The following is a 22,524-nucleotide window of genomic DNA, read 5'->3' on the forward strand; positions in this document are numbered from 1 at the left end:
GAAGACCTCCTTGAGCGACCAAGGAGGTCTTCACGGAACGAAGCGGGTCAGGACTCCATGGCCTTGACGAGCGAAGCGGGCCGCAGGTCCGTCCAGTTGGTCTCGACGTATTCGAGGCACTCCGGACGCGAAGCGGGGCCGAACTTCGTGGTCCAGCCCGCCGGGACCTCGACGAACTCGGGCCACAGGCTGTGCTGGCCCTCGTCGTTGACCAGCACCAGGTACGTGCCGTCGGGGTTCTCGAACGGGTTCGTCATTCCTTGTTCTCCTTCTTCGTGGCCGGTGAATCAGCCCGGCGGATGAGCGCGTCCAGCGCGAGGAACCAGCTTTCGGCGAGTTCCCGCACCGAGTCTTCGGTGAGCACGGCCTCCGGCCAGGACCAGTGTGCGCCCAGTTCGGGGCCGCCGGGGCGGTCCTCGGTCACGACGTCGACCGTCAGCGCGTGCGAGACCGGCATCCCGTCGTCGGCGCCGAGTTCGGCCGCCTCGGCCTCCGCGGCGTACGACCAGTCGGCAGCCTCGGGGACACCGATCCGGCCCAGGTAGTTGAACTCGATCTGCGGCTTCGCCAACTTCGCGAGCTCAGGGCCGGTGCGCGGGTCGAGATACCGGAGCAGGCCGTACCCGATACCGCCGTCCGGCAGCCCGTCGAGATGGGTCCGGACCCGTCCGAGCGCCTCGCCGGCGGCGGCTCCGCCGTCGAACGCGTCGTCGAGGTCGAGGTCGCCCAGGTCCAGGCACACCGGGACGACGCTGGTGAACCAGCCGACCGTCCGCGAAAGGTCCGCGCCGGCGACCAGTTCCTCTTCGCGGCCGTGTCCCTCGACGTCGACCAGCACCGCCTGTCCCCCGTCTCGGCGCCACCGGGCGGCAGCGAGGGCGAGGCCGGTGAGCAGGACGTCGTTGATCGTCGCCCGGAACGCCGACGGAACCCGGGACAGCAGCGGGGCCGTCCGCTCGGCGGGCAACGTCAGCGACACCTTCTTCACGGTCGCCGCCACGTCCCGCGAGGGGTCGAGCGGCCGGTCCAGCGGGATCGGATCCCCGCCACCCAGCACCGACTTCCATCGATCCAGCTCGCCGGCACGATCCTCGGTGGACAGGGCCCGTGACCATCGCCGGAACGAAGTGTCCACAGAGGACAGTTCCGGCTTCCCGCCGAGCGCGACCGCGTCCCAGGCGGAAGCGAGGTCCGGCAACAGGATCCGCCACGACACACCGTCGACGGCGAGGTGATGGATCATCAGCAGCAACCGTCCGGGCGCCGACGGCCCCGCGTCGAACCACGTCGCGCTCAGCATCACGCCGGCGTCCGGGTCCAGCCGGGCACGGGCCGGCTCCGCGTGCCGCTCGATCAGCGCGAACAGATCACCGTCCCCGACGTCGACGCGCTCGATGTGCACGTCGGCGGATTCGGCCACCCGGAGCGCCCAGCCGTCCACCGACCGGTCGAGCCGCGCGCGCAGCATGTCGTGCCGCGCGGCGACCGCGCCGAGCACGGTCTTCAGCTGGTCACCGGTCATCCCGGACGGCGTCCGCAGCAACGCCGCCTGGTGGTAACCGTCGATCGGGCCGCCGAGTTCGCGGAGCGCGTGCATGATCGGCGTGAGCGCGACCGTGCCGTCGTCCTCGATGCTCTCGGCGACCTCGGCCAGCGCCTCGACCGTCCGGCGCGCGAACACGTCGTGCGGGGTGATCTTCAGCCCGGCGGCACGAGCCCGGCTGACCAGCCGCATCGCGACGATGCTGTCCCCGCCGAGGGCGAAGAAGTCGTCGTCGGCGCCGAGTTCCGGCACATCGAGCACCTCCGCGAAGAGCGCGCACAGTGCCTTCTCCCGTGCGGTCTCGGGCGCCCGGCCACCTGCCAGCTCCGTGTAGTCCGGCGCGGGCAGCGCCCGGCGGTCCAGCTTTCCGTTGGACAGCACGGGAAGCGCGTCGAGCAAGACGAACGCCGCCGGCACCATGTAGTCCGGCAACGTCTCGGCCACGAACCGCCGCAGCTCCTCACGGTCCGCGGTCGAAACGACATACGCCACCAGTTGCTTGACCCGCGGGTGGTCCTCACGCACCAGGGCGACCGCCTGCGCGACGTCCTCGTGCCGGTCGAGCACGGCCTCGACCTCACCGGGTTCGACCCGGAAGCCGCGGATCTTCACCTGGTCGTCGGCGCGCCCGCCGAAGTCCAGCCGCCCGTGCGCGGTCCAGCGGGCCAGGTCGCCGGTCCGGTACATCCGGGCCCCCGCCGGGCCGAACGGATCCGCCACGAACCGTTCCGACGTCAGCGCCGCCCGACCGAGGTAACCCCGGGCGAGCCCGGAGCCGGCGAGGTACAGCTCCCCGGTGACTCCGGGCGGCACCGGCCGCAGTGCCGAGTCCAGCACGTAGGCGCGGGTGTTCGCGACCGCCCTGCCGACCAGCGGCTTCTCGCTGTCGCCGATCCTCGCGACCAGTGCGTCCACTGTGGACTCGGTGGGCCCGTACAGGTTGAAGGCCTCGGTTCCGTCCAAACCGGCCAATTGGCGCCACAGGCTCTCGGGCACCGCCTCGCCGCCGACACCGATCACGGCGAGCGGACATCGGTCGCCGTCGAGCAGCCCCGCGTCCGCCATCTGCGCGAAGAACGACGGCGTGACCTCGATGAAGTCGAAGCCGTCCCGCTCGATCATCGCGGCCAGCAGTTCGGGGTCGCGCCGGGTCTCCTCGTCCACGATGTGCACGGCGTGCCCGTCGAGCAGCCACAGCTGCGGCTGCCAGGAGGCGTCGAAGGAGAACGACCACGCGTGTCCCACCCGCAGGTGCGGTTTGCCGGTGGCCTCGACCGCGGGCCGGTGCAAGGTGGCACGGTGGCTGTGGAACAGGTTCACCACGCCGCGATGCGGGACGACGACCCCCTTGGGCGTCCCGGTCGAGCCGGACGTGTAGATCACGTACGCCGGGTGTTCCGGGTCGAGCGGGCGGACCCGGTCTCGATCGGTCAGGTCATGGGCCTGCCGGTCCTCGGTGACGAGCGCGCACAGCGCCAGCGTCTCGATCTCGTTCCGCGGCAACGACTCCAGCAGTTCAGGCTCGGTCAAGATCAGCTTGGGCCGCGCGTCCGCGAGCATCGCGGCCAGCCGCTCGGCCGGGTAGTCCGGGTCGAGCGGCAGATACGCCGCCCCCGCCTTGTGGACCGCGAGGATCGCCAACAGCACGTCCGCCGAACGCGGCAACGCCAACGCGACGAAGTCCTCGGCTCCCACGCCGTGGGCGACCAAGGCCCTGGCGAGCCGGTTCGCGCGCTCGTTGAGTTCGGTGAAGGTCAAGGCGACCTCGCCCGACACCACCGCCGTCGCGTCGGGCGAACGCCGCACCTGGTCCTCGAACAGACCGGCCACAGTGGACGGTTCGACGGCGAGCGCCGTGCCGTTCCACTCCCGCACGATCAGGTCGAGGTCGGCCTCGGCCAGGATGTCCACCCTGCCGACCGGGACGTCCACATCGGACACCATCGCGGCGAGTACGCGTTCCATCGCCGGGAGAAGCCGTTCCGGCAGACCGGCCTCGAACAGATCGGAGCGGTACTCGGCGGTGAGCTTGAGCCGTGTGCCGGGTTCCACCGCCCAGGTGAGCGGATAGTGCGTGGAATCCTCGTGGCGCACGATCTCCCCACGCAACCCGGCGCCGGTCTCGTCCTCGTCCGCACCAGGGTAGCTCTCGAACACCATCAGCGTGTCGAACAGCTCTCCCAGCCCGGCGCCGCGCTGGATGTCGGCGAGCCCGAAGTGCTGGTGCGCCAGCAAGCCGGACTGCTCGTCCTGGACCCGGTCGAGCAGATCGCCCAGCTTTTCGGCCGGGTCGAGCCCGATCCGCACCGGAATCGTGGTGATGAACAGGCCGATCATCCGCTCGACCCCGGCCAGTTCGGGCGGGCGCCCGGCGACCGTCGCGCCGAACACGACGTCCGACCGGCCGGTCAGCCTGCCGAGCACGATGCTCCACGCGGTCTGGACGAGCGTGTTCAGTGTCAGACCGCGCGAGCGGGCCACCGCGGCCAGTGCCTCGGTCGCTTGCTCCGGCAGCTCCAGCGACAACCGCTCCGGCAGGGCCGGGACCCGCTGCGGGTCGTGCGGGACGAGATGCGTCGGCTCGGTCAGGCCGTCGAGCGCCTGCCGCCAAGCGGCCTCCGCCGCCTCCCGGTCCTGGTCCCCGAGCCAACCGAGATGGTCGCGGAACTGACGTGCGGGCGCCAGGTCGGCGCCGGCGTACAGCTGGGACAGCTCGGCGAACAGCTGCGGCACCGACCAGCCGTCGAGCAGGACATGCTGGTGAGTGAACACCAGCCGGTGCCGTCCGTCCGGCAGGGCCATGAGCAGGAATCGCAGCAGCGGCGCGCTGGCCGGGTCGAAGCGGCGCCGATCGTGGGCCGGCTCCGCCTCGGCATCCTCCATCGAGGCCACGAACCGCCACGGAACGGTGACCGAACGCGCCACCAGCGCGACCGGACGGCCGGACGCGAGGTACCGGTAGCCGGTGCGCAGGACGGCGTGCCGGTCCAGGAGCGACTGCGCGGCCTCGCGCAGTCGCTCCGGATCGAGCGGCCCGTAGAGATCGAACGACACCTGCACGGTGTAGACATCGGGTCCGTCGCCGTCCATCGTCGCGTGGAAGAGCAGCCCGGCCTGCAACGGCGTCAGCGGCCACACCTCGGCCGTGTCCGGCGCGACGTCGAGGATCTCCGCGCGTTCGCCCGCATCGAGCTCCACCAACGGCTTCCTGGACGCGGGCGCGTCGAGCCGCACAATGCTGACCTCGGCCAGGGCCGCGACGGTCCGGTGCCGGAAGACGTCACGCGGGCTCAGCAGCAGCCCGGCGCTCCGCACGCGGCCGACCAGCTGCATCGCGACGATGCTGTCCCCGCCGAGGCGGAAGAAGTCGTCGTGGATGCCCACCTTGTCCAGTCCGAGCACAGCGGCGACGAGCGACGCGAGCAGCTCCTCGCGTGGTGTGCGCGGGGCGTCGCCGGTCACCGCGTCGGTGAAGTCCGGCGCGGGCAGCGCTTTACGGTCGAGCTTCCCGTTGGGTGTCAACGGGAACGCGTCCAGCACCACGAACGCGGACGGCACCATGTACTCCGGCAGAGTGGCCTCGGCCAGCCGCCGGGCCTCTTCGACGTCCGCCTCCCCCGCCAGGTAGGCGACGAGCCTGCCCTCGCGCAGGACCACCCGCGCGGAGAGCACGGACTCGATCTCGCCCAGCTCGATCCGGAAGCCGCGCAGCTTGACCTGGTCGTCGGCGCGGCCGAGGTACTCGAGCGCGCCGTCGGCCCGCCACCGCGCGAGGTCACCCGTGCGGTACATCCGCTCCCCGGCCATGAACGGGTTAGCCACGAACCGCTCGGCGGTCAGCCCCGCCCGGCCGAGATAGCCGCGCGCGAGCTGCGCACCCGCCAGGTACAGCTCCCCCGCCACGCCCGGAGGCACCGGCCGGAGCCGGGCGTCGAGCACGTGTACCTGGGTGTTCCACACCGGACGTCCAAGGGGGACGGTGTCATCGACGACCTCCCAAGAGGTCACGTCCACCGAGGCTTCGGTCGGGCCGTAGAGGTTGTGCAGCGGGACGTCCACGCGAGCGGCCAGTTCCGGCGGCAGTGCCTCGCCACTGCACAGGACGCGGCGGACGTCGTGCCACGCCGGCTCTTCGGCGAGGAACGCCTCCAGCATCGACGGGACGAAATGCAGGGTCGTGATCCGCTGGTCCCGGATCAGTGCTTCGAGGTACGCCGGATCGCGGTGGCCGTCCGGTTTGGCGACCACCAGCGTGGCGCCGGTGATGAGCGGCCAGAAGAACTCCCACACCGACACGTCGAAACTCGACGGCGTCTTCTGCAACACCCGATCATCAGCCGTCAGACCATACTCGTCCTGCATCCACAGCAATCGGTTCACGATGCCGGAATGCGGCACCACCACACCCTTCGGACGCCCCGTCGAGCCGGACGTATAGATCACATACGCCGGAGACGACGGATCCACGACCCGCCCCAAATTCTCACCGGAGTAACCGTCCAAAACGGGCAGCTCATCGAGCACGACCGCGGGCACCGCGTCTTCGAGCATGAACGCCAGCCGGTCCGCCGGATAGTCCGTGTCGAGCGGCAGATACGCCGCGCCCGCCTTGTGCACGGCATACAGCGCGACCACGAGATCGATCGACCGTGGCAGCGACACCGCCACCACCGACTCCGCACCCACACCCCGCTCGACCAGCCACCGCGCCAGCTGATTCGCGCGTGCATCGAACTCGGCATACGACAGCTCGGTGTCCTCGAACACCACAGCGGGCGCGTCCGGCGTCCGCGCCACCTGCGCCTCGAACAACTCCGGCAGAGTGGTCGCGGGGACGTCGTGCGCGGTGTCGTTCCAGCGCCCGAGCTGGGCGCGCTCGTCTTCGCCGAGAATGTCGAGTTCGCCGACCGGGATCGCGGGATCGGCGGCGACCTGGTCCAGAACGGCGACCAGGCGCCGCGCGAACGACTCGGCCGTGGCGTGGTCGAACAGATCGGCGCTGTACTCGATCGCGCCCGAGATCCCGTCGCCGTTCTCCAGGAACCCGAACTCGAGGTCGAACTTGGCGACGCCCTGCGCGAACTCTTCCTGGACCGCACGAAGACCGGGCAGCTCCAGCCCCTCGCCCGATTCGGGCAGGTAGACCACCATCACCTGGAACAACGGGTGCCTGGCCAGCGAACGTTCCGGGTTGACCGCGTCGACCAGGCGCTCGAACGGCAGGTCCTGGTGTTCGAAGGCGGCCAGGTCGGTCGCGCGCACCCGCGAGAGCAGGTCGCCGAACGCCGGGTCACCGGACAGGTCGGTGCGCAGCACGAGCGAGTTGACGAAGAAGCCGATCAGCGGCTCCAGCCGCTCGTCGACGCGGCCCGAGCTCGGTGCGCCGAGCGGGATGTCGTCCCCGGCGCCGAGCCGGTGCAGCAGTGCCGCGACCGCGGCCTGCGCCAGCATGAACATGCTGACGTCGTGCCGCCGGGCGACCGCACGCAGGCGCTCGGTGAGCCCGCCGTCGATCGGGAAGGTGACGAGACCGCCGCGATGGCTCGACTCGGCAGGCCGTGGCCGGTCCATGGGCAGGGCCAGTTCGTCCGGCAGTCCGGCCAGCGCTTCCCGCCAGAAGTCGAGGTGTGCGGGAGCCGCCGAGTCGAGCAGTTCCCGTTGCCACAAGGCGTAATCCGCGTACTGGACGGGCAGTTCAGTCCACTGTGGAGCGGCCCCGGCCAGACGAGCGTCGTACGCCGCGGCGAGGTCCGCCATGAGCGGCCCTTGTGACCACTCGTCCGTCGCCACGTGATGGATCACCAGCAGCAGGACGTGCTCCCGTGGCGACACGGCGAAGACCGTGGCCCGGATCGGGAGTTCCTCGTCGAGCGCGAACCCGCGACCGGCCTCGGCGGACAACTGCGCTGGAAGGTCTTCGGCCGTCTCGAAACGGACCTCCGGGCGCGCGTCGGCCAGGATCCGCTGCGCCGCGACGCCGCCTTCTTCGGCGAACACGGTCCGGAGTGGTTCGTGCCGCTCGACGAGGTCGCCGATCGCCGCGCGCAGCGCGTCCGCGTCCAGTTCGCCGTGCAGGCGCCAGGCGAGCGGGATGTTGTAGGTGGACGTGACCCCTTCGAGCCGGTACAGGAACCACAACCGTTGCTGCGCGGGCGAAAGCGGCAGCACGTCCGGCCGGTTCCCGGCGCTCAGGGCCGGCTGCGTGGACGGGCCGGCGAGTCGTTCGGCCAGCGCGGAGACGGTGGGGGCGTCGAAGACGTCGCGGACCGACACCGTGGCGTCCATGCTCGCCGAAATCCGGCTGACCAGGCGCATCACCAGCAGCGAATGCCCGCCGAGGGCGAAGAAACCGTCATCGATCCCGACCCGCTCGACGCCGAGCACGTCGGCGAACAGCGCGCACAGGGCCGATTCCCCCGCGTTCCGCGGCCCGCGGCCTTCGGTGGTCGCGAACTCCGGCGCGGGCAACGCCTTGCGGTCGAGTTTGCCGTTCGGGGTCAACGGGATCTCGTCGAGGAGGACGAACGCCGACGGCACCATGTGCTCCGGCAGCTTCGCCGCCACCGCTTCCCGCAGGTCTTCGACCGAGCCGACGATGTATGCCACCAGTCGGTCTTCGCGAGCGACCACCACGGCACGCGAGACGGATCCGGACGCGGTCAAGGCAGCCTCGACCTCACCGAGTTCGACGCGGAAGCCGCGGATCTTGACCTGGTCGTCGACACGGCCCAGGAACTCGAGGACACCGTCCGCGGACCAGCGCGCGAGGTCCCCGGTGCGGTACATGCGCGCACCAGGGCCGCCGAACGGGTCGGCGACGAACCGCTCGGCGGTCAGCCCCGGCCTGGCCAGGTATCCGCGAGCGAGCTGCACGCCGGCGAGGTAGAGCTCACCGGGGACACCGGGCGGGACCGGGTTCAACCGCGCGTCCAGCACGTACGTCCGCGTGTTCCACACCGGACGTCCGATCGGGACCAACGGCGTCGTTTCGACGGCCGCACGCCACGCCGTCACGTCGACGGACGCCTCGGTCGGGCCGTAGAGGTTGTACAGCGGGACGTCCACGCGGGCCGCCAGCTCCGATGGCAGCGCCTCGCCACTGCAGATCACGCGCCGCAGGCCCGTACACGTCGCGGTCTCCAGAAACAGCGCGAGCATCGACGGGACGAAGTGGACGGTGGTGATCCCGGCGGTGCGGATCAGCTCCGCGAGGTACGCCGGATCGCGGTGGCCGTCCGGTTTGGCGACCACCAGCGTGGCGCCGGTGATGAGCGGCCAGAAGAACTCCCACACCGACACGTCGAAACTCGACGGCGTCTTCTGCAACACCCGATCATCAGCCGTCAGACCGTACTCGTCCTGCATCCACAGCAATCGGTTCACGATGCCGGAGTGCGGCACCACCACACCCTTCGGACGCCCCGTCGAGCCGGACGTGTAGATCACGTACGCCGGAGACGACGGATCCACGACGCGCCCCAAATTCTCACTGGAGTAGCCGTCCAAAACGGGCAGCTCGTCGAGCACGACCGCGGGCGCCGCGTCTTCGAGCATGAACGCGATACGGTCAGCCGGATAGTCACGGTCGACCGGCAAATAGGCGCCACCGGCCTTGTGCACGGCGTAGAGAGCGACGACCAGGTCGAGCGACCGCGGCAATGACACCGCCACCACCGACTCCGCACCCACACCCCGCTCGACCAGCCACCGCGCCAGCTGATTCGCGCGTGCATCGAACTCGGCATACGACAGCTCGGTGTCCTCGAACACCACAGCGGGCGCGTCCGGCGTCCGCGCCACCTGCGCCTCGAACAACTCCGGCAATGTCGCGACCGGGACTTCACGAGCCGTGCGGTTCCACTCGGTCACCCGCGCGAGTTCGTCGCCGACGAGGACGTCGAGCGCCGCGACCGGCCGCTTCGGCTCGGCCGTGACCTGCTCCAGCAAGGACGTCAGCCGGGTCAGCAACCGTTCGGCCGTCGTCGCGTCGGCGAGGTCCTCGGCGTACTCCAGCATCAGCGTGGCGGTGGTCCCGTCGTCGACCATCGTGAAGTGCAGGTCGAACTTCGCCATGCCGGTGTCCATCTCGAACCACTCGGCGGGCAGCCCGAGCACGTCGTGCGTGTCGCTCTGCCGGTGGTAGCCCACCATCACCTGGAACAGCGGGTTGCGGCCCGGCACCCGGGGCGGGTTCAGCTCCTCGACCACGCGCTCGAACGGCAGATCGCCGTGCGAGAACGCGGCGAGATCCGCCTCGCGCACCCTGTCGAGCAGGGCGGTGAACGTCGGCTCGCCGGAAAGATCGGTCCGCAGCACCAGCGTGTTCACGAAGAACCCGACGAGGTCGTCGAGTGCCGCGTCGGTGCGTCCGGCGATCGGGGCGCCCAGCGGGATGTCGTCTCCAGCGCCGGTCCGGTGCAGCAGCGCGGCCACCGCCGCCTGAAGCACCATGAACGGGCTCGCTCCCGCCTTCGCCGCCAGATCGCGTACAGCGGCCGACAGTTCCTCGGAGAGCGGGGACTTGACCTTTCCGCCCTTGCCCGTCGGCCGGAGCGGACGGGGCCGGTCCAGTGGCAAGGTCAGCTCGTCCGGCGCCCCGCGCAAGGAGTCGGCCCAGAAGGCGACCTGAGCGGCTCCGCACTGGTCGAGGAAGTCCCTCTGCCACAACGCGAAGTCGGCGTACTGCACCGGGAGATCCGTCCATACGGGAGCCTCGCCCGCCTGCCGGGCCCGATAGGCCGAGGTCAGGTCGCCCAGGAACGGCCGGTCGGACCATTCGTCGGTCGCGCTGTGGTGCAGGACCAGCGAGATCACCTGGTCGCCGTTGCCGAGGCCCAGCACCCGCAGCCGGACCGGGATCTCCGTCGCCAGGTCGAACGGCGTCCGCGAGAGCTCGGCGATCCGCGCGGCCAGGCCGTCCTCGTCACACTCCTCGACGGCGAACGGGATCTCCGGCGCGTCGAGAACGCGCTGGCAGGGCTCCCCGTCGTGCTCGGCGAGAACGGTCCGCAGGACCTCGTGCCTGCCGAGCACGTCGCCGAGCGCGGCACGCAGCGCTTCGATGTCCAGCTCGCCGCGCAGGCGGAAGGTCAGCGGGAAGTTGTAGGCGACCGCGTTCGCTTCCATCCGGTCCACGAGCCAAAGGCTGCGCTGGGCCGCCGAAAGCGGGATCCGGTCGGGGCGCTCGGCGCGGACCACCGCCGGGCGAGCCGGTTCGCCGCCACCGGCGCGAGCGGCCAGCTCGGCCACCGTCGGCGCCTCGAACAGGTCACGGATGGCCAGTTCGGCGCCGAGTTCGGTCCTGGCCCGGCTGATGAGCCGGGTGGCGAGCAGGGAATGACCGCCGAGATCGAAGAAGTTGTCCTCGACGCCGACCCCGTCCACCCCGAGGACCTCGCCGAAGAGCGCGCACAGCGTCTCCTCCTCGGCGGTCTCGGCCGGGCGGCTTTCGGCGAGCCGCACCGTCTGCTCTGCGTCCGGGAGCGCCCGCGTGTTGAGCTTGCCGTTGTCGGTCAGGGGCAGCGCGCCCAGCGTGACGAAAGCGGACGGGACCATGTAGTCCGGCAGTTCCGTCTTGAGCCTGTCCCGCAGGCGCTGCACCAGCTCGCCGCCGCCACGGGCCGCCGTCGGGCTCGTGGCGTACTTGGCCAGATTCGTGCCGAGGGAGAGCGGCAGATGCACACCGGTGACCAGCGCTTCCGTCTGTCCCTTGTGGACGAACACGGCCTCGAAGGCGCCCTCGGCCGACCAGGTGCAGTACACCCGGAACCCGAGCCGGTCACCGAGTTCGTGCACGTCCTCGGGCTCCACACCACGGGAAGCGCGGAACAACGCGAGGACGTCGACGAGCGGCGCGCCGGCGTCCAAGGCACGCGTCGCCTCGACCTCCGGAGCCTGCCGGGCGTCCGGGATCCGGCTCACCCGCAGCGTTTCCACGCCGGAGAGACGGTCCTCCAGCGCGGCCAGGGAGCCCACTTCGTCCCAGGACACGCGCGGCGCCTGAGCGACCGACACCGTCTCGGCGGGTTCCTTCATGAGGACCGCGTCGTAGCGGTACCGGCTCAGTTCGTTGTGCAGCCGGGCCCGTTTGATCCGGACCTGCGCGGCGACGTCCGGAAGCCGCCGCGCGAGCGCGGTGAAGTAGTCCGGGTCGATCAGCAGTTCCTTCTCCAGCGCGGCACCGCGTTCGATCGCGCGCCGCACCTGGGCGACGTCGGACGTCGCGTCGGCGCGGGTGAGCTGGATCGCGGTGTGGAAGGCGCGGGCGAGCCGCAGGTTCCGGATGTCGCCGACGAACAGCGCACCGCCGGGCGCCAGCAGGCCGATCGCCTTCGTGATCACGTCGGTCAGGTAGTCGACGCTCGGGAAGTACTGGATGACGGAGTTGATCACGATCGTGTCGAACCGGCCGGCCGGCAGGCCGTCGAACACGTGCGCCGGCTGGGCCCGCAGATTCACCCTGGCCGCCAGGCCCGGATCCTGTTCCAGCTCACGGTTCAGCTTCGCGATCACCGGCGCGGCGAGGTCGGTGCCCCAGTACTCCCGGACCAGCGGCGCGATCTGCCCCATCAGCAGACCGGTGCCGACGCCGATCTCCAGCACCCGTTCCGGCTTCAGCTCGGCGATGCGGTCGACGGTCGCCCGCCGCCATTCCCGCATGTGCTCCAGCGGGATCGGTTCGCCGTCGTAGCTGGAATCCCAGCCCGCGAAGTCCTCGGTGAACAACGCCGTCGGGATCTCGGTGTACTCGTCGGAGTAGATCTGCTGCCATTCGCCGACCTGGTCGGCTTCGGCCTCGGCCCGCGCGTCCCCACTCAGTTCGGCCGGGACGACGTACCCGATGAGCCGCTGCGAACCGGGTGCCGACGGGTCGGGCCGCGCGATGATGGCGGCTTGCGCGACCTCCGGGTACCGGCTGAGCGCGGTCTCGATCTCGCCGAGTTCGACGCGGTAGCCGCGGATCTTGACCTGGTCGTCGGTGCGGCCGAGGAAGTCGAGATTGCCGTCCGGGCGGCGGCGCACCAGGTCACCGGTGCGGTACATACGCCCGCCACCGGGCACGAACGGGTCGGCGACGAACCGTTCGGCGGTCAGCCCCGGCCGGCCGAGGTAACCGCGGGCCAGCCCCTCGCCCGCGATGTAGAGCTCACCCGCGACACCGTCGCGGACCGGCCGGAGCCAGGCGTCGACGATGTAGGCGCGCGTGTTCCAGATCGGCTTGCCGACGGTCGGGGTGTCGCTGTCGGTCGTGCCGCCGCCGAGCGTGTTGATCGTGTACTCGGTGGGTCCGTACAGGTTGTAGCCGTAGGTCCCGTCGGTGTCCCGCAGCCGGTTCCACACCGACTCGGACACCGCTTCGCCACCGAGCAGGACGAGCGCCGGCCGGTGCCCTTCCAGCAGACCTTCTTCGATCAGCAAGTGGGCATACGTCGGCGTCACGTTGACGACGTCGACCTCGTGCTCGTCGCAGTACGCCACGAGCGCCCGCGCGTCCCGGCGCAGTTCCTCGTCGCAGACGTGGACCTCGTGCCCTTCCACGAGCCACAGCAGTTCTTCCCAGGACATGTCGAAGGCGAACGACACGGTGTGGGCGATCCGCAGCCGCCTTCCGCCCGCCGACGCGATGGCCGGGGCGAAGATGGCGCCCTGGTGGTTGAGCTGCATGTTCGTCAGGCCGCGGTACGGCGTGACGACACCCTTGGGCTTTCCTGTCGAGCCCGACGTGTAGATGACGTACGCCGGGTGCTCCATGCGGTCCGCGCGGCCGCGCGCGAACAGCGGGCGTTCGGCGTCGGAGATCGGACCGTCGCCGAACGCCCTGTCTTCGTGGTCGTCGACGAGGATCCGCGGCGTGGTGCCGGGCAGTGTCGCCGAGACCTCCTTCGTGGACACCAGGCACAGCGGCCGGGCGTCCTCCAGCATCACCGTGAGCCGGTCGACCGGGTAGTCGAGTTCCAGCGGCAGGTACGCCGCGCCGGTCCGGAGTACGGCGAACAGCGCGACGACCATGTCGATCGATCGCGGCAGGCCGAGCGCGATCACCTGTTCCGGCGCGGCCCCCCTCGCCAGCAGCAGGCGGGCCATCCGGTTGATGCGCGCGTCGAGTTCGGCGTAGGTCAGGTGCTCGTCACCGAACACCAAAGCGGTCGCGTCCGGGGTCCGCTCGGACTGGACGGCCAGCAGATCGGCGATCGTGTCGTCGACGACGGGATGCTCGGCCTCGGCCCAGCCCGCCTCCAGCGCCGCACGGTCCTCGGCGGACACCGTCGCGAGCGCGGCGACCGGTTTCGCCGGGTCTTCGACGATCTGCGCGACCAGTGACGTGAACCGGTCCAGCACCGACGCGGCCTCGGCGGCGTCGATCACGTCGTCCCGGTACGACACCGTGATCCGGATTTCCTCGCCCGGCGTGACCACCAGCGTCAGCGGGTAGTGCGTGGCGTCGATGTTCAGCAGGCCGGTGATGCCGTGCCGGTGGCGCAGGCCGTCGCGCCGTTCGTCGCCGTCGGCGTTGCGCAGCACGAAGAGCGTGTCGAACAGGACGCGGTGCCCGGCCTCCCGCTGCAGGACACCGAGGCTCATGAACTCGTACGGAGTCAGGTCCATGCGCTCGGACTGCAAACGCCGCACCAGGTCCAGGACGGATTCGCCCGCGTCGAGCCGCACCCTGGTGGGCACGGTGTTGAGGAACAGGCCGATGGTGTTCTCGATTTCGGGTACGGCGGCGGGCCTGCCCGCGACCGCGGCGCCGAAGACGACGTCGGTCCGCCCGGTCATGGTCGAGAGGACCAGGCCCCAGGCGGCGTTGAGCACGGAGTTCACGGTCAGGCCGTGCCTCCGGGCCTGTTCACGCAGTCCACGGCCGAGGTCGGCGGGCAGCACCGTGTCCAGGTTGACCGGGGTGGACGGCACCAGATCCCGGCCTTCCGGGCCGATGACCGTCGGCTCCGCGAGACCGGACAGCGCCTCGCGCCACGCGTTCGTGGCCGCCTCGATGTCCTGCCGGTCCAGCCAGCGCAGGAAGTCCACATAGGACCCCGCGGCGGGCAGTGTCCGGTCGTCGCCGCCGAGGTCGTACAGCGCGAACAGCTGCTCAATGAACAGCCAAGCGGACCAGCCGTCCCAGAGCAGCAGGTGCCGGTTCAGCACCACACGGTCGCGTCCGTCGCCGAGCCGCACCAGTTTCAGCCGGAACAGCGGCGGGGCACCGAGGTCGAACCGCGTCGCGCGGTCCTCGGCCATCAAAGCGTCGAGGCGTTCCCGCCGCTCGTCCTCGGGCAGGGCGGAAAGGTCCACTTCGGACACCGGAGGTTCGGCCTCGGCCGCCACGAACTGCACCGGCCCGCGCAGCCCCTCACTGGTGAACCCGGCGCCGAGACTCGGGATCCGGCGCAGCAAGGCGGCCACCGCCGCCCGCAGCCGGTCGGCGTCCAGGCGGTGATCGAAGTCGATCGCCTCCTGGATCGTGTAGATGTCGACCCGGTCGGAGTTGTAGCTGGAGTGGAAGAACAGGCCTTCCTGCAGCGGCGACAACGGCCAGACGTCGGCGACCGGCACCGGGCTGACCCGCTCGACGCGGGCGATCTCCTCCTGCGTCAGCGACACGAGTTCGAGGTCGGACGGCGTGAGGCCCACCGGCGCGTGCGTGTCCACGGCCGCGAGCTCGCGCACGGCCGCGAGCCAGCGGTCGGCGAGCGCTCCGGCCGCACCCGCGAACGTCGCCGTCAGCCTCGGCCCGTCCGCGGTCTCCTCGCAGGCCACCCCGATCCGCAGGGCGTGGTCTCCGGACGGCGGCACGGCCGCGTGCCCGGCCACCTGCCACTCCCCCGGGCCGGCCGGGATCCGGCCGTCGTAGCGCAGGGCGATCCGCGGCTTCGGGAGCCTGGCCAGCAACGGGCCGGTCTGGACGTTGAGGTAGCGCAGCGGGCCGTAGCCCTCGGGCGTCGTGCGGACGGTCTCCTTGACGGCCCTGAGCATCGCGAGCGGTTCGCCAGTGGCGGTGATCCGCACCGGGAGGACCGACGTCAGCGCGCCGACCGTGTCCGAGGTGTCCACCCTGCCGTGGAGATCGACGACGAGGTCGCCGTCGACGGCCATTTTCAGCGCGGTCAGGAGGACGTCGGTCACGTCGCCGTGCACGGCCGACGGGAGCGCTCCGACGAGCGTCCGGGTGTCCTCGATGGACAGGGTGATGCGACGTTCGGCGACGTCGCCGGAAATCTCGGTGGAGCCGGGCGCCAAGGTCCCTGCCCAGTGCTCGATCTCGCCGAGCAGCGCGGGATCCTGCGCTTCGTCGGTGATCCGGCGGGCGATCGTCCGCAGCGACGTCCGCACCGGGGCGAACACCGGCGGGCGGCCGTCGGTCACCGCCTGCCAGGCGATCGCGAGATCGGCCGCCACCGTCGCCCAGCTCCGCGCGTCCAGCAGGACCGGATGGGCGACCAGGAGCAGCCTGCCCGGCTCGTCGAACCAGACGGCCTGCAGCAGGTTGTCCGGCAATCGGACAGCGGCGTCCCGGTATTCGTCCGCCAAGGACCCGGTCGCGTGACGAAGCAGATCCGCCGCCTGAACCGTCCCTTGTGGACGGACTTCGAGCGACCACAGCACCGAAGCGACCCGCGACAGTTCGAGCCGCAGGCCGTCGTGGTGGTCGAGCACGAGTTGCAGGGCGGCGGCGAGCGTCTCGACGTCGGCGCCGGAGGGCACGGTCAGCAGCACGGACTCCGGCTGGACCGCGTCGCCGAGTTCCCGCAGCCTGAGCACTTCGGGAAGGAGAGGCACGGCGCCGACACCGTCGGCGACGGCCGTCGGCTCGGCAGGTGCGGCGGAGGCGGCGAGCGCGGCCGGGGTCCGGAGCTCGAACACGTCCTTGGGGCTCAGTTCGAACCCGGCCCGCCGGGCGCGGCTCGACACGGCGATCGACGAGATGCTGTCGCCGCCCAGCAGGAAGAAGTCCCCGGCGGCGCCGACCGCGTCCAGGCCGAGGACGTCCGCGAAGATCCGTGCGAGTATGCGTTCCCGGTCGTTCCCGGCCACGGCCGCGGGCCTGGCGGCCTCGGGCGCGGGCAGGGCGCGGACGTCGAGCTTTCCGCTGGGGGTCAAGGGGAATTCGTCGAGGACGACGAACGCCTGCGGGACCATCGGCGCCGGCAGGGCCTCGCTGACGGCGGCACGCAGCCGCTCCGGATCCGCGGTGCCGACGACGTAACCGACGAGCGCGCCGTCCTTCGCGACGACCGTGGCGGCCGTGACCTCCGGCAGCGCGACGAGGACGGCTTCGATCTCGCCGAGTTCGATCCGGTTGCCGCGGATCTTCACCTGCCGGTCGGTGCGGCCGAGGTACTCGATCTCGCCGTCGGCGCGGCGCCGCACCAGGTCACCCGTCCGGTACAGCCGCTGCCCCGGCTCGCCGAACGGGTCGGCGACGAAGCGTTCGGCCGTCAGGCCGGGTCGTCCGTGGTAACCGCGGGCCAGCTGGACACCGGCGAGATACAGCTCGCCCGCCACGCCGTCGGGCACCGGGCGGAGACAGCCGTCGAGGACGTGCACCCGCGTGTTCCACACCGGACGGCCGATGGGCACAGTGGCGCCCTCGACCCCAGTGCCGGCGAAGAAGGTGACGTCCACGGCCGCTTCGGTGGGGCCGTAGAGGTTGTGCAGCGGAACGCCGGTGAGCGAACGCCAGCGGGCGGCGGTCTCGCCGGTCAGCGCCTCACCGCTGGAGAACACCCGGCGCAACGATCCCAGGTCGCCGGTGGCCTCCTCACTGCCGAGGAACGCGGTGAGCATCGACGGGACGAAGTGCAGGGTGGTGATCTTCCGCTCCCGGATCACCCGCGCGAGATACGCGGGGTCGCGGTGGCCGTCCGGTTCGGCCAGGACCACCGCGGCGCCTTCGCAGAGCGCCCAGAAGAACTCCCATACCGACACGTCGAAACTCGACGGCGTCTTCTGCAGCACGCGATCCGAGGCCGTGAGCCGGTACTCGTGCTGCATCCACGCGAGCCGGTTGACGATCGCGCGATGCGTGACGGCCACGCCCTTCGGCCGCCCTGTCGATCCGGAGGTGTAGATCAGGTAGGCGGTGTTGTCCGGTCCGGCGGCCGCGCCCTGCACGTCGTCGACAGGCTCACCGATGACGGGAACCTGCGTCAGCCCGGCGACGACCGGGATCCGCGCGGCCGTCCCGGGTTCGGACAGCACGAGGCGCGCACCCGAGTCGGCGAGCATGTATTCGAGCCGGTCTGCCGGATAGTCGAGGTCGATCGGCAGGTAGGCGGCGCCGGCCTTGAGGACCCCGAGCAGGGCGACCATCAGCTCGGCCGACCTCGGCACGGCGACGGCGACGACCTCTTCGGGACCGGCCCCGAGGGAACGCAGCCTGCGAGCCAGGTTCTCCGCGCGGGCGTCGAGGTCCGCATAGGACAGTTCGGTGTCCCTGAACACGACCGCCGTCGCGGACGGCGTCTTGGCGACCTGCTCGGCGAAGGCCTCGGCCAGCGTTCGCTCGGGCACCGGATGCGAAGTCGCGTTGAGTTCGGCCAGACGGCCGCGTTCGGCGGACGACAGGAGGTCGAGGGCGGCGACCGGCAGTTCGGGGTTCGCGGTCAGCGTCTCCAGCAGGCGGGCGAACCGTTCGGCGAGCTGCCCGGCCGCGACCGCGTCGATCCGGGCGGCGTCGAACTTGAAGCTGAACTCCAGGTCTTCACCCGGTGTCACGATCACCGCGACCGGGAAGTGCACCGCGTCGGTGACCTCGACGCCGGTGAGACGGACGGTTCCGGACGCGCGTTCGTCGTCACGCGGGAAGTTCTCGACGACCACGAGGGTGTCGAACAGTTCTTCCTGCCCCGTACCGGCGATACGCTGCAGTTCGCCGAGGCCGAGATGCTGGTGATCCAGCAACGCCGCCTGCTCGTCCCCCAGTCGCCGCAGTACGGCGGCGACGGTCTCGAATCCCGACCAGCGCAGCCGCACCGGCACCGTGTTGATGTAGAGGCCGACCGCCGACTCGATACCGGCGGCGCCGCTGTCACGGCCGGAAACCGTGCTGCCGAACAGCACGTCGTCCCGGCCGGTGAGCCCACCGAGCAAGAGTCCCCACGCGCCGTGCAGCACGGCGCCGAGGGTGAGACCGTGTGTGCGAGCCATGGCCGACAACGCCTTCGTCGCCTGCTCGCCGAAGCTCAGCTGCAGCCGCGACGGCTGTCTCCTCGCCCCGGCCCGCGCCTCGACCAGCCGGGTGGGTTCGTCCACTCCGGACAGTGCCGTGCGCCAGGCCGCGCGCGAAGCCTCGTGGTCACGGGACGCGAGCCGCCGCAGGTGGTCGGCACGGGTGTCCGGCTCCGGGAGCGTGGCGTCCGCACCCTCGTGACCCGCCAGCAGTTCACGGAGCAGCACCACGACCGACCAGCCGTCGGCGATGATGTGGTGGAACGTCAGGGCCAGCTTGGCGTGACGCTCATCGAGCCGGGTGAAGGTCGCCCGCAGCAGTGGCGGCCGGGCGAAGTCGAACCGGCGCCCGCGATCGGCCTCGAAGGCTTCCGCGGCGTCTTCGGCGGCCACCTCACGCCACGGCAGCTCGGCGTGCCGGGTCACCGTCTGGACGACCTGGCCGCCGTCGAGCTGCCGGAAGCCGGACCGCAGCGACGAATACCGGTCCAGTAGCGCCTGCGCCGACCGGCGCAGCGCGTCGGCGTCGACGTCACCCTCGAGGTCCAGAACCTCCTGCACCGTGTAGATGTCCGCGGCCTGGCCACCTTCGAACTCCGCGTGGAAGAAGAACCCTTCCTGCAACGGCGTCACGGGAAGGACGTCGGCGTACTCGGCGAGAGACGCGCGCTCGGCGCTTGTCAGCTCCAGCAGCAGCCGCTCGTCCACAGTGGACTCCGCGGTGACGGCTTCCGCGCAGGCGGCGAGCGCCTCCGGCGTCCGATGCTGGAACACCTGGCGCGGGGTGATGGCGAGACCGTGTTCGGCCGTGCCCAGCACCAGCCGGATGGACAGGATGCTGTCGCCACCAAGTGAGAAGAAGTCGTCGTCGGCGCCGATCGAGGCCAGGCCGAGGACCCGCGCGGCGACATCGCACAGGATCCGCTCGCGTTCGGTGCGCGGCGCGCGACCGGTGGCGGCGGCGCCGAAATCCGGCAGGGGCAATGCGGTGCGGTCGAGTTTGCCGTTCGGCATGATCGGCAGCCGGTCGAGGTCCACGAACGCCGACGGCACCATGTAGTGCGGCAGCGCCGATTCCGCGTGGGCCCGCAGGTCCTTGAGCAGCGTCGGTGATCCGCCCGCCCCCGGGACGACGTACGCCACCAGCCGCCGATCCCCCGCCTTGACCTCGCATGGCACGACGGCGATCCGCTCGACCCCGGTGAACGTGGCGAGCGCGGACTCGATCTCCCCCGGTTCGATCCGGAACCCGCGGATCTTGACCTGGTGATCGGTGCGGCCGAGGAAGTCGAGGTTCCCGTCCGCCCGCCAGCGGACCCGGTCGCCGGTGCGGTACATCCGCTCGCCGCCGCCGGTGAACGGGTCGGCGACGAAGCGTTCCGCCGACAGTCCCGGACGTCCCGCGTAGCCCCGCGCGAGACCGCGTCCGCCGACGTACAACTCCCCTTCGACGCCGACCGGGACCGGCCGCAGCGCGGTGTCGAGGACGTAGCAGCGGGTGTTCGGATCCGGAACGCCGATCGGGATCGGGCCGGTCCAGCCGGGCTCGGCCGCCCACAGCGTCGAGTTCACCGTCGCCTCGGTCAGCCCGTACGCGGCGACGACCCGCAGGTCTTCGGCCCAGCGCGCGATCAGCTCCGGTGGGACGGTCTCGGTGCCGACGATCAGCACCGCGCCGTTCGGCAGTTCGCAGTCCGGCGGCAGCGCCGCGACCAGCGACGGTGGCAGGATCATGTGCGTCGCCGCGTTGTCCGCGATGTAGCCGGTCAGTTCGACGCCCGCGACCCGGCGATGCGACGGGACCACGATCAGCGTCCCGCCGACGCACAGCGACATGACCAGATCCCAGACCGTCACGTCAAAGCCGGTGGAGGCGAACTGCACCACCCGGCTGTCGTCGCCGATGCCGATCCGTTCGGTCGCCGTGCTGATCAGGCTGCCGATCCCGTCGTGGGACAGGATCACGCCTTTCGGCTTCCCCGTCGATCCCGAGGTGTAGATGACGTACGCGGCCTGGCTCAGCGCGATCCCGCTGACGTCCACAGTGGACGAGTCGAGCACCGCGAGTTCCGCGGTGATCTCGGGATCGTCGAGCAGGACCCGCTCGACGTCCACACCGGACGGCAGCTGCGCCGATTCCTCCACAGTGGACACTACGAGTTCGGCGCCCGCGTGGGAAAGCATGTACGCCAGGCGATCCTCAGGGTGGTCGAGGTCGAGCGGGAGGTACGCGGCGCCGGCTTTCATCACGCCGAGCAGGGCGACGACGAGAGCCGCCGACCGCGGCATCGCCACGCCGACAACGTCCTCGTCACCGACACCGCGTCGCCGCAGCAGCCGGGCGAGCCGGTTCGCGGCGGCGTCGACCTCGGCGTAGGTCATCCGGACGTCCTCGCAGACGACCGCCTCCGCGTCCGGCTTCCGCGCCACGACCCGGGCGAACGCCTCGGGCCAGGACACCTCGGGCGACTCCGCGACCGCCGTCCCGAGCGCCAGGACCCGGGCACGTTCCTCGACGGTGAGCAGGTCGATCGCGGCCAGCGGCAGGTCCGGCCCCGCCACCAGGGCATCGAGCACCTCGGCGAACCGGCGACGGTGATCGGCGAGTTCGTCGTCGGAAGACACGGACTCGTCGGCGTCGAAGTCGAACCGGAGCCCGCGGCCCTCACCGGCGTCGTACACGGCGATGGCGACGTCGCTGATCGGCCCTAGTTCGAGGTTGTGCACCGTCGCGCTCGCGTCGCCGAACGCGAGTTCGCCGTCCACGGCCATGTAGTTGACGCTCAGCCCGACGAGTTCGCGCACCCCGCCGCTCGCGCCGAGCTCGCGGGCGAGGTCCTCCCCGCGGTACCGGCTGTGTTCCAGGAGCACGGAGACCTTCTCCGCGACCTGGGCGACGAGCTGCGCCGGCGTCGTCTCAGGGCGCACCGTCAGGCGCAACGGCAGGACGTTGGAGACCATGCCCGGCTGCTCACGCAGGGCGCGGGTGCTCCGCGCGGTGACCGGCAGCCCGAGAACGAGATCTTCGGCGCCGGTCACCCGGTGGGCGTACGCCGCCACCGCGGCGATCGCGACCCGGGACAGCCTCGTTCCGGCGTCGAGCGCGAACTTGCGCAGGCGACCGGTCTTCGCCGCGGGCAGCTCCCACGAATGCCGCCGCAGTCGGACCTGACCGGACGACGCGCGGCCGAGCAGCCGCACCGGATTCGGCCTGCCCGCGAGTTCGCCGAGCCAGTGGTCGCGGTCGGCTCTCGCGTCGTAGTCCGCCTCGGCCAGTCCGGAGAGCGGCCAGGAGACCTCCTCGGCGGTGCCCGAATAGAGGGCCGCCGCGCGACGGGTCAGGACGGCCTGCCCGTGCGCGTCCATCACCAGATGGTGGTAGCGCTGGAACCAGCGGACCCGGTCCGCGGCCAGGACGAGCAGTGCGTGCGCGGTGAGCGGCCCGCGGCCGGGGTCGGTCACCACGGCGAGCTCGGCCCGCGCCCACTCGTCCGCGGCCCGCTCCGGATCCGGCTCGGCGGTGAAGTCGAGGACCGCGACCTCACCGGGCGCGACCGGACGCTGGACCGGCGTGTCGCCGTCCAGCTCGACCGTGACGTGCAGGCATTCCGCCTCCGCGACCGCCCGCCGGACGGCTTCACCCAGCCGGGCGATGTCGACGTCGCCGCGCAGCTCGGCGACCCAGCCGATCGTGTAGACCGGATCGGCCGGGTCGAGCTGCTGCGCGAGCCAGATCCCCTGCTGTGCCGGGGTCAGGGGAAAGCCGCGGATCATCGGGTCGCCTCCACCGTTCAGAGCTTTCGGGATCG

At 71.1% G+C, this 22,524-nt stretch carries 2 protein-coding genes; both read right to left on the reverse strand.

Annotation, left to right across the window (positions count from 1 at the left end; genetic code table 11):
- Positions 1-47: 47 nt before the first annotated feature.
- Positions 48-257 carry an MbtH family protein gene (locus AC069I_RS37930; RefSeq protein WP_007029404.1) on the reverse strand — a complete coding sequence of 70 codons (210 nt, stop codon included), beginning with the start codon at positions 255-257 and terminating at the stop codon, positions 48-50.
- Positions 254-22,489, reverse strand: coding sequence for a non-ribosomal peptide synthase/polyketide synthase (locus tag AC069I_RS37935; RefSeq protein ID WP_478267502.1), 22,236 nt, complete (start codon positions 22,487-22,489; stop codon positions 254-256). Before AC069I_RS37935 ends, AC069I_RS37930 begins: the two co-directional genes overlap by 4 nt.
- Positions 22,490-22,524 lie beyond the last annotated feature (35 nt).

This window comes from Amycolatopsis sp. NPDC043885, assembly GCF_056435685.1.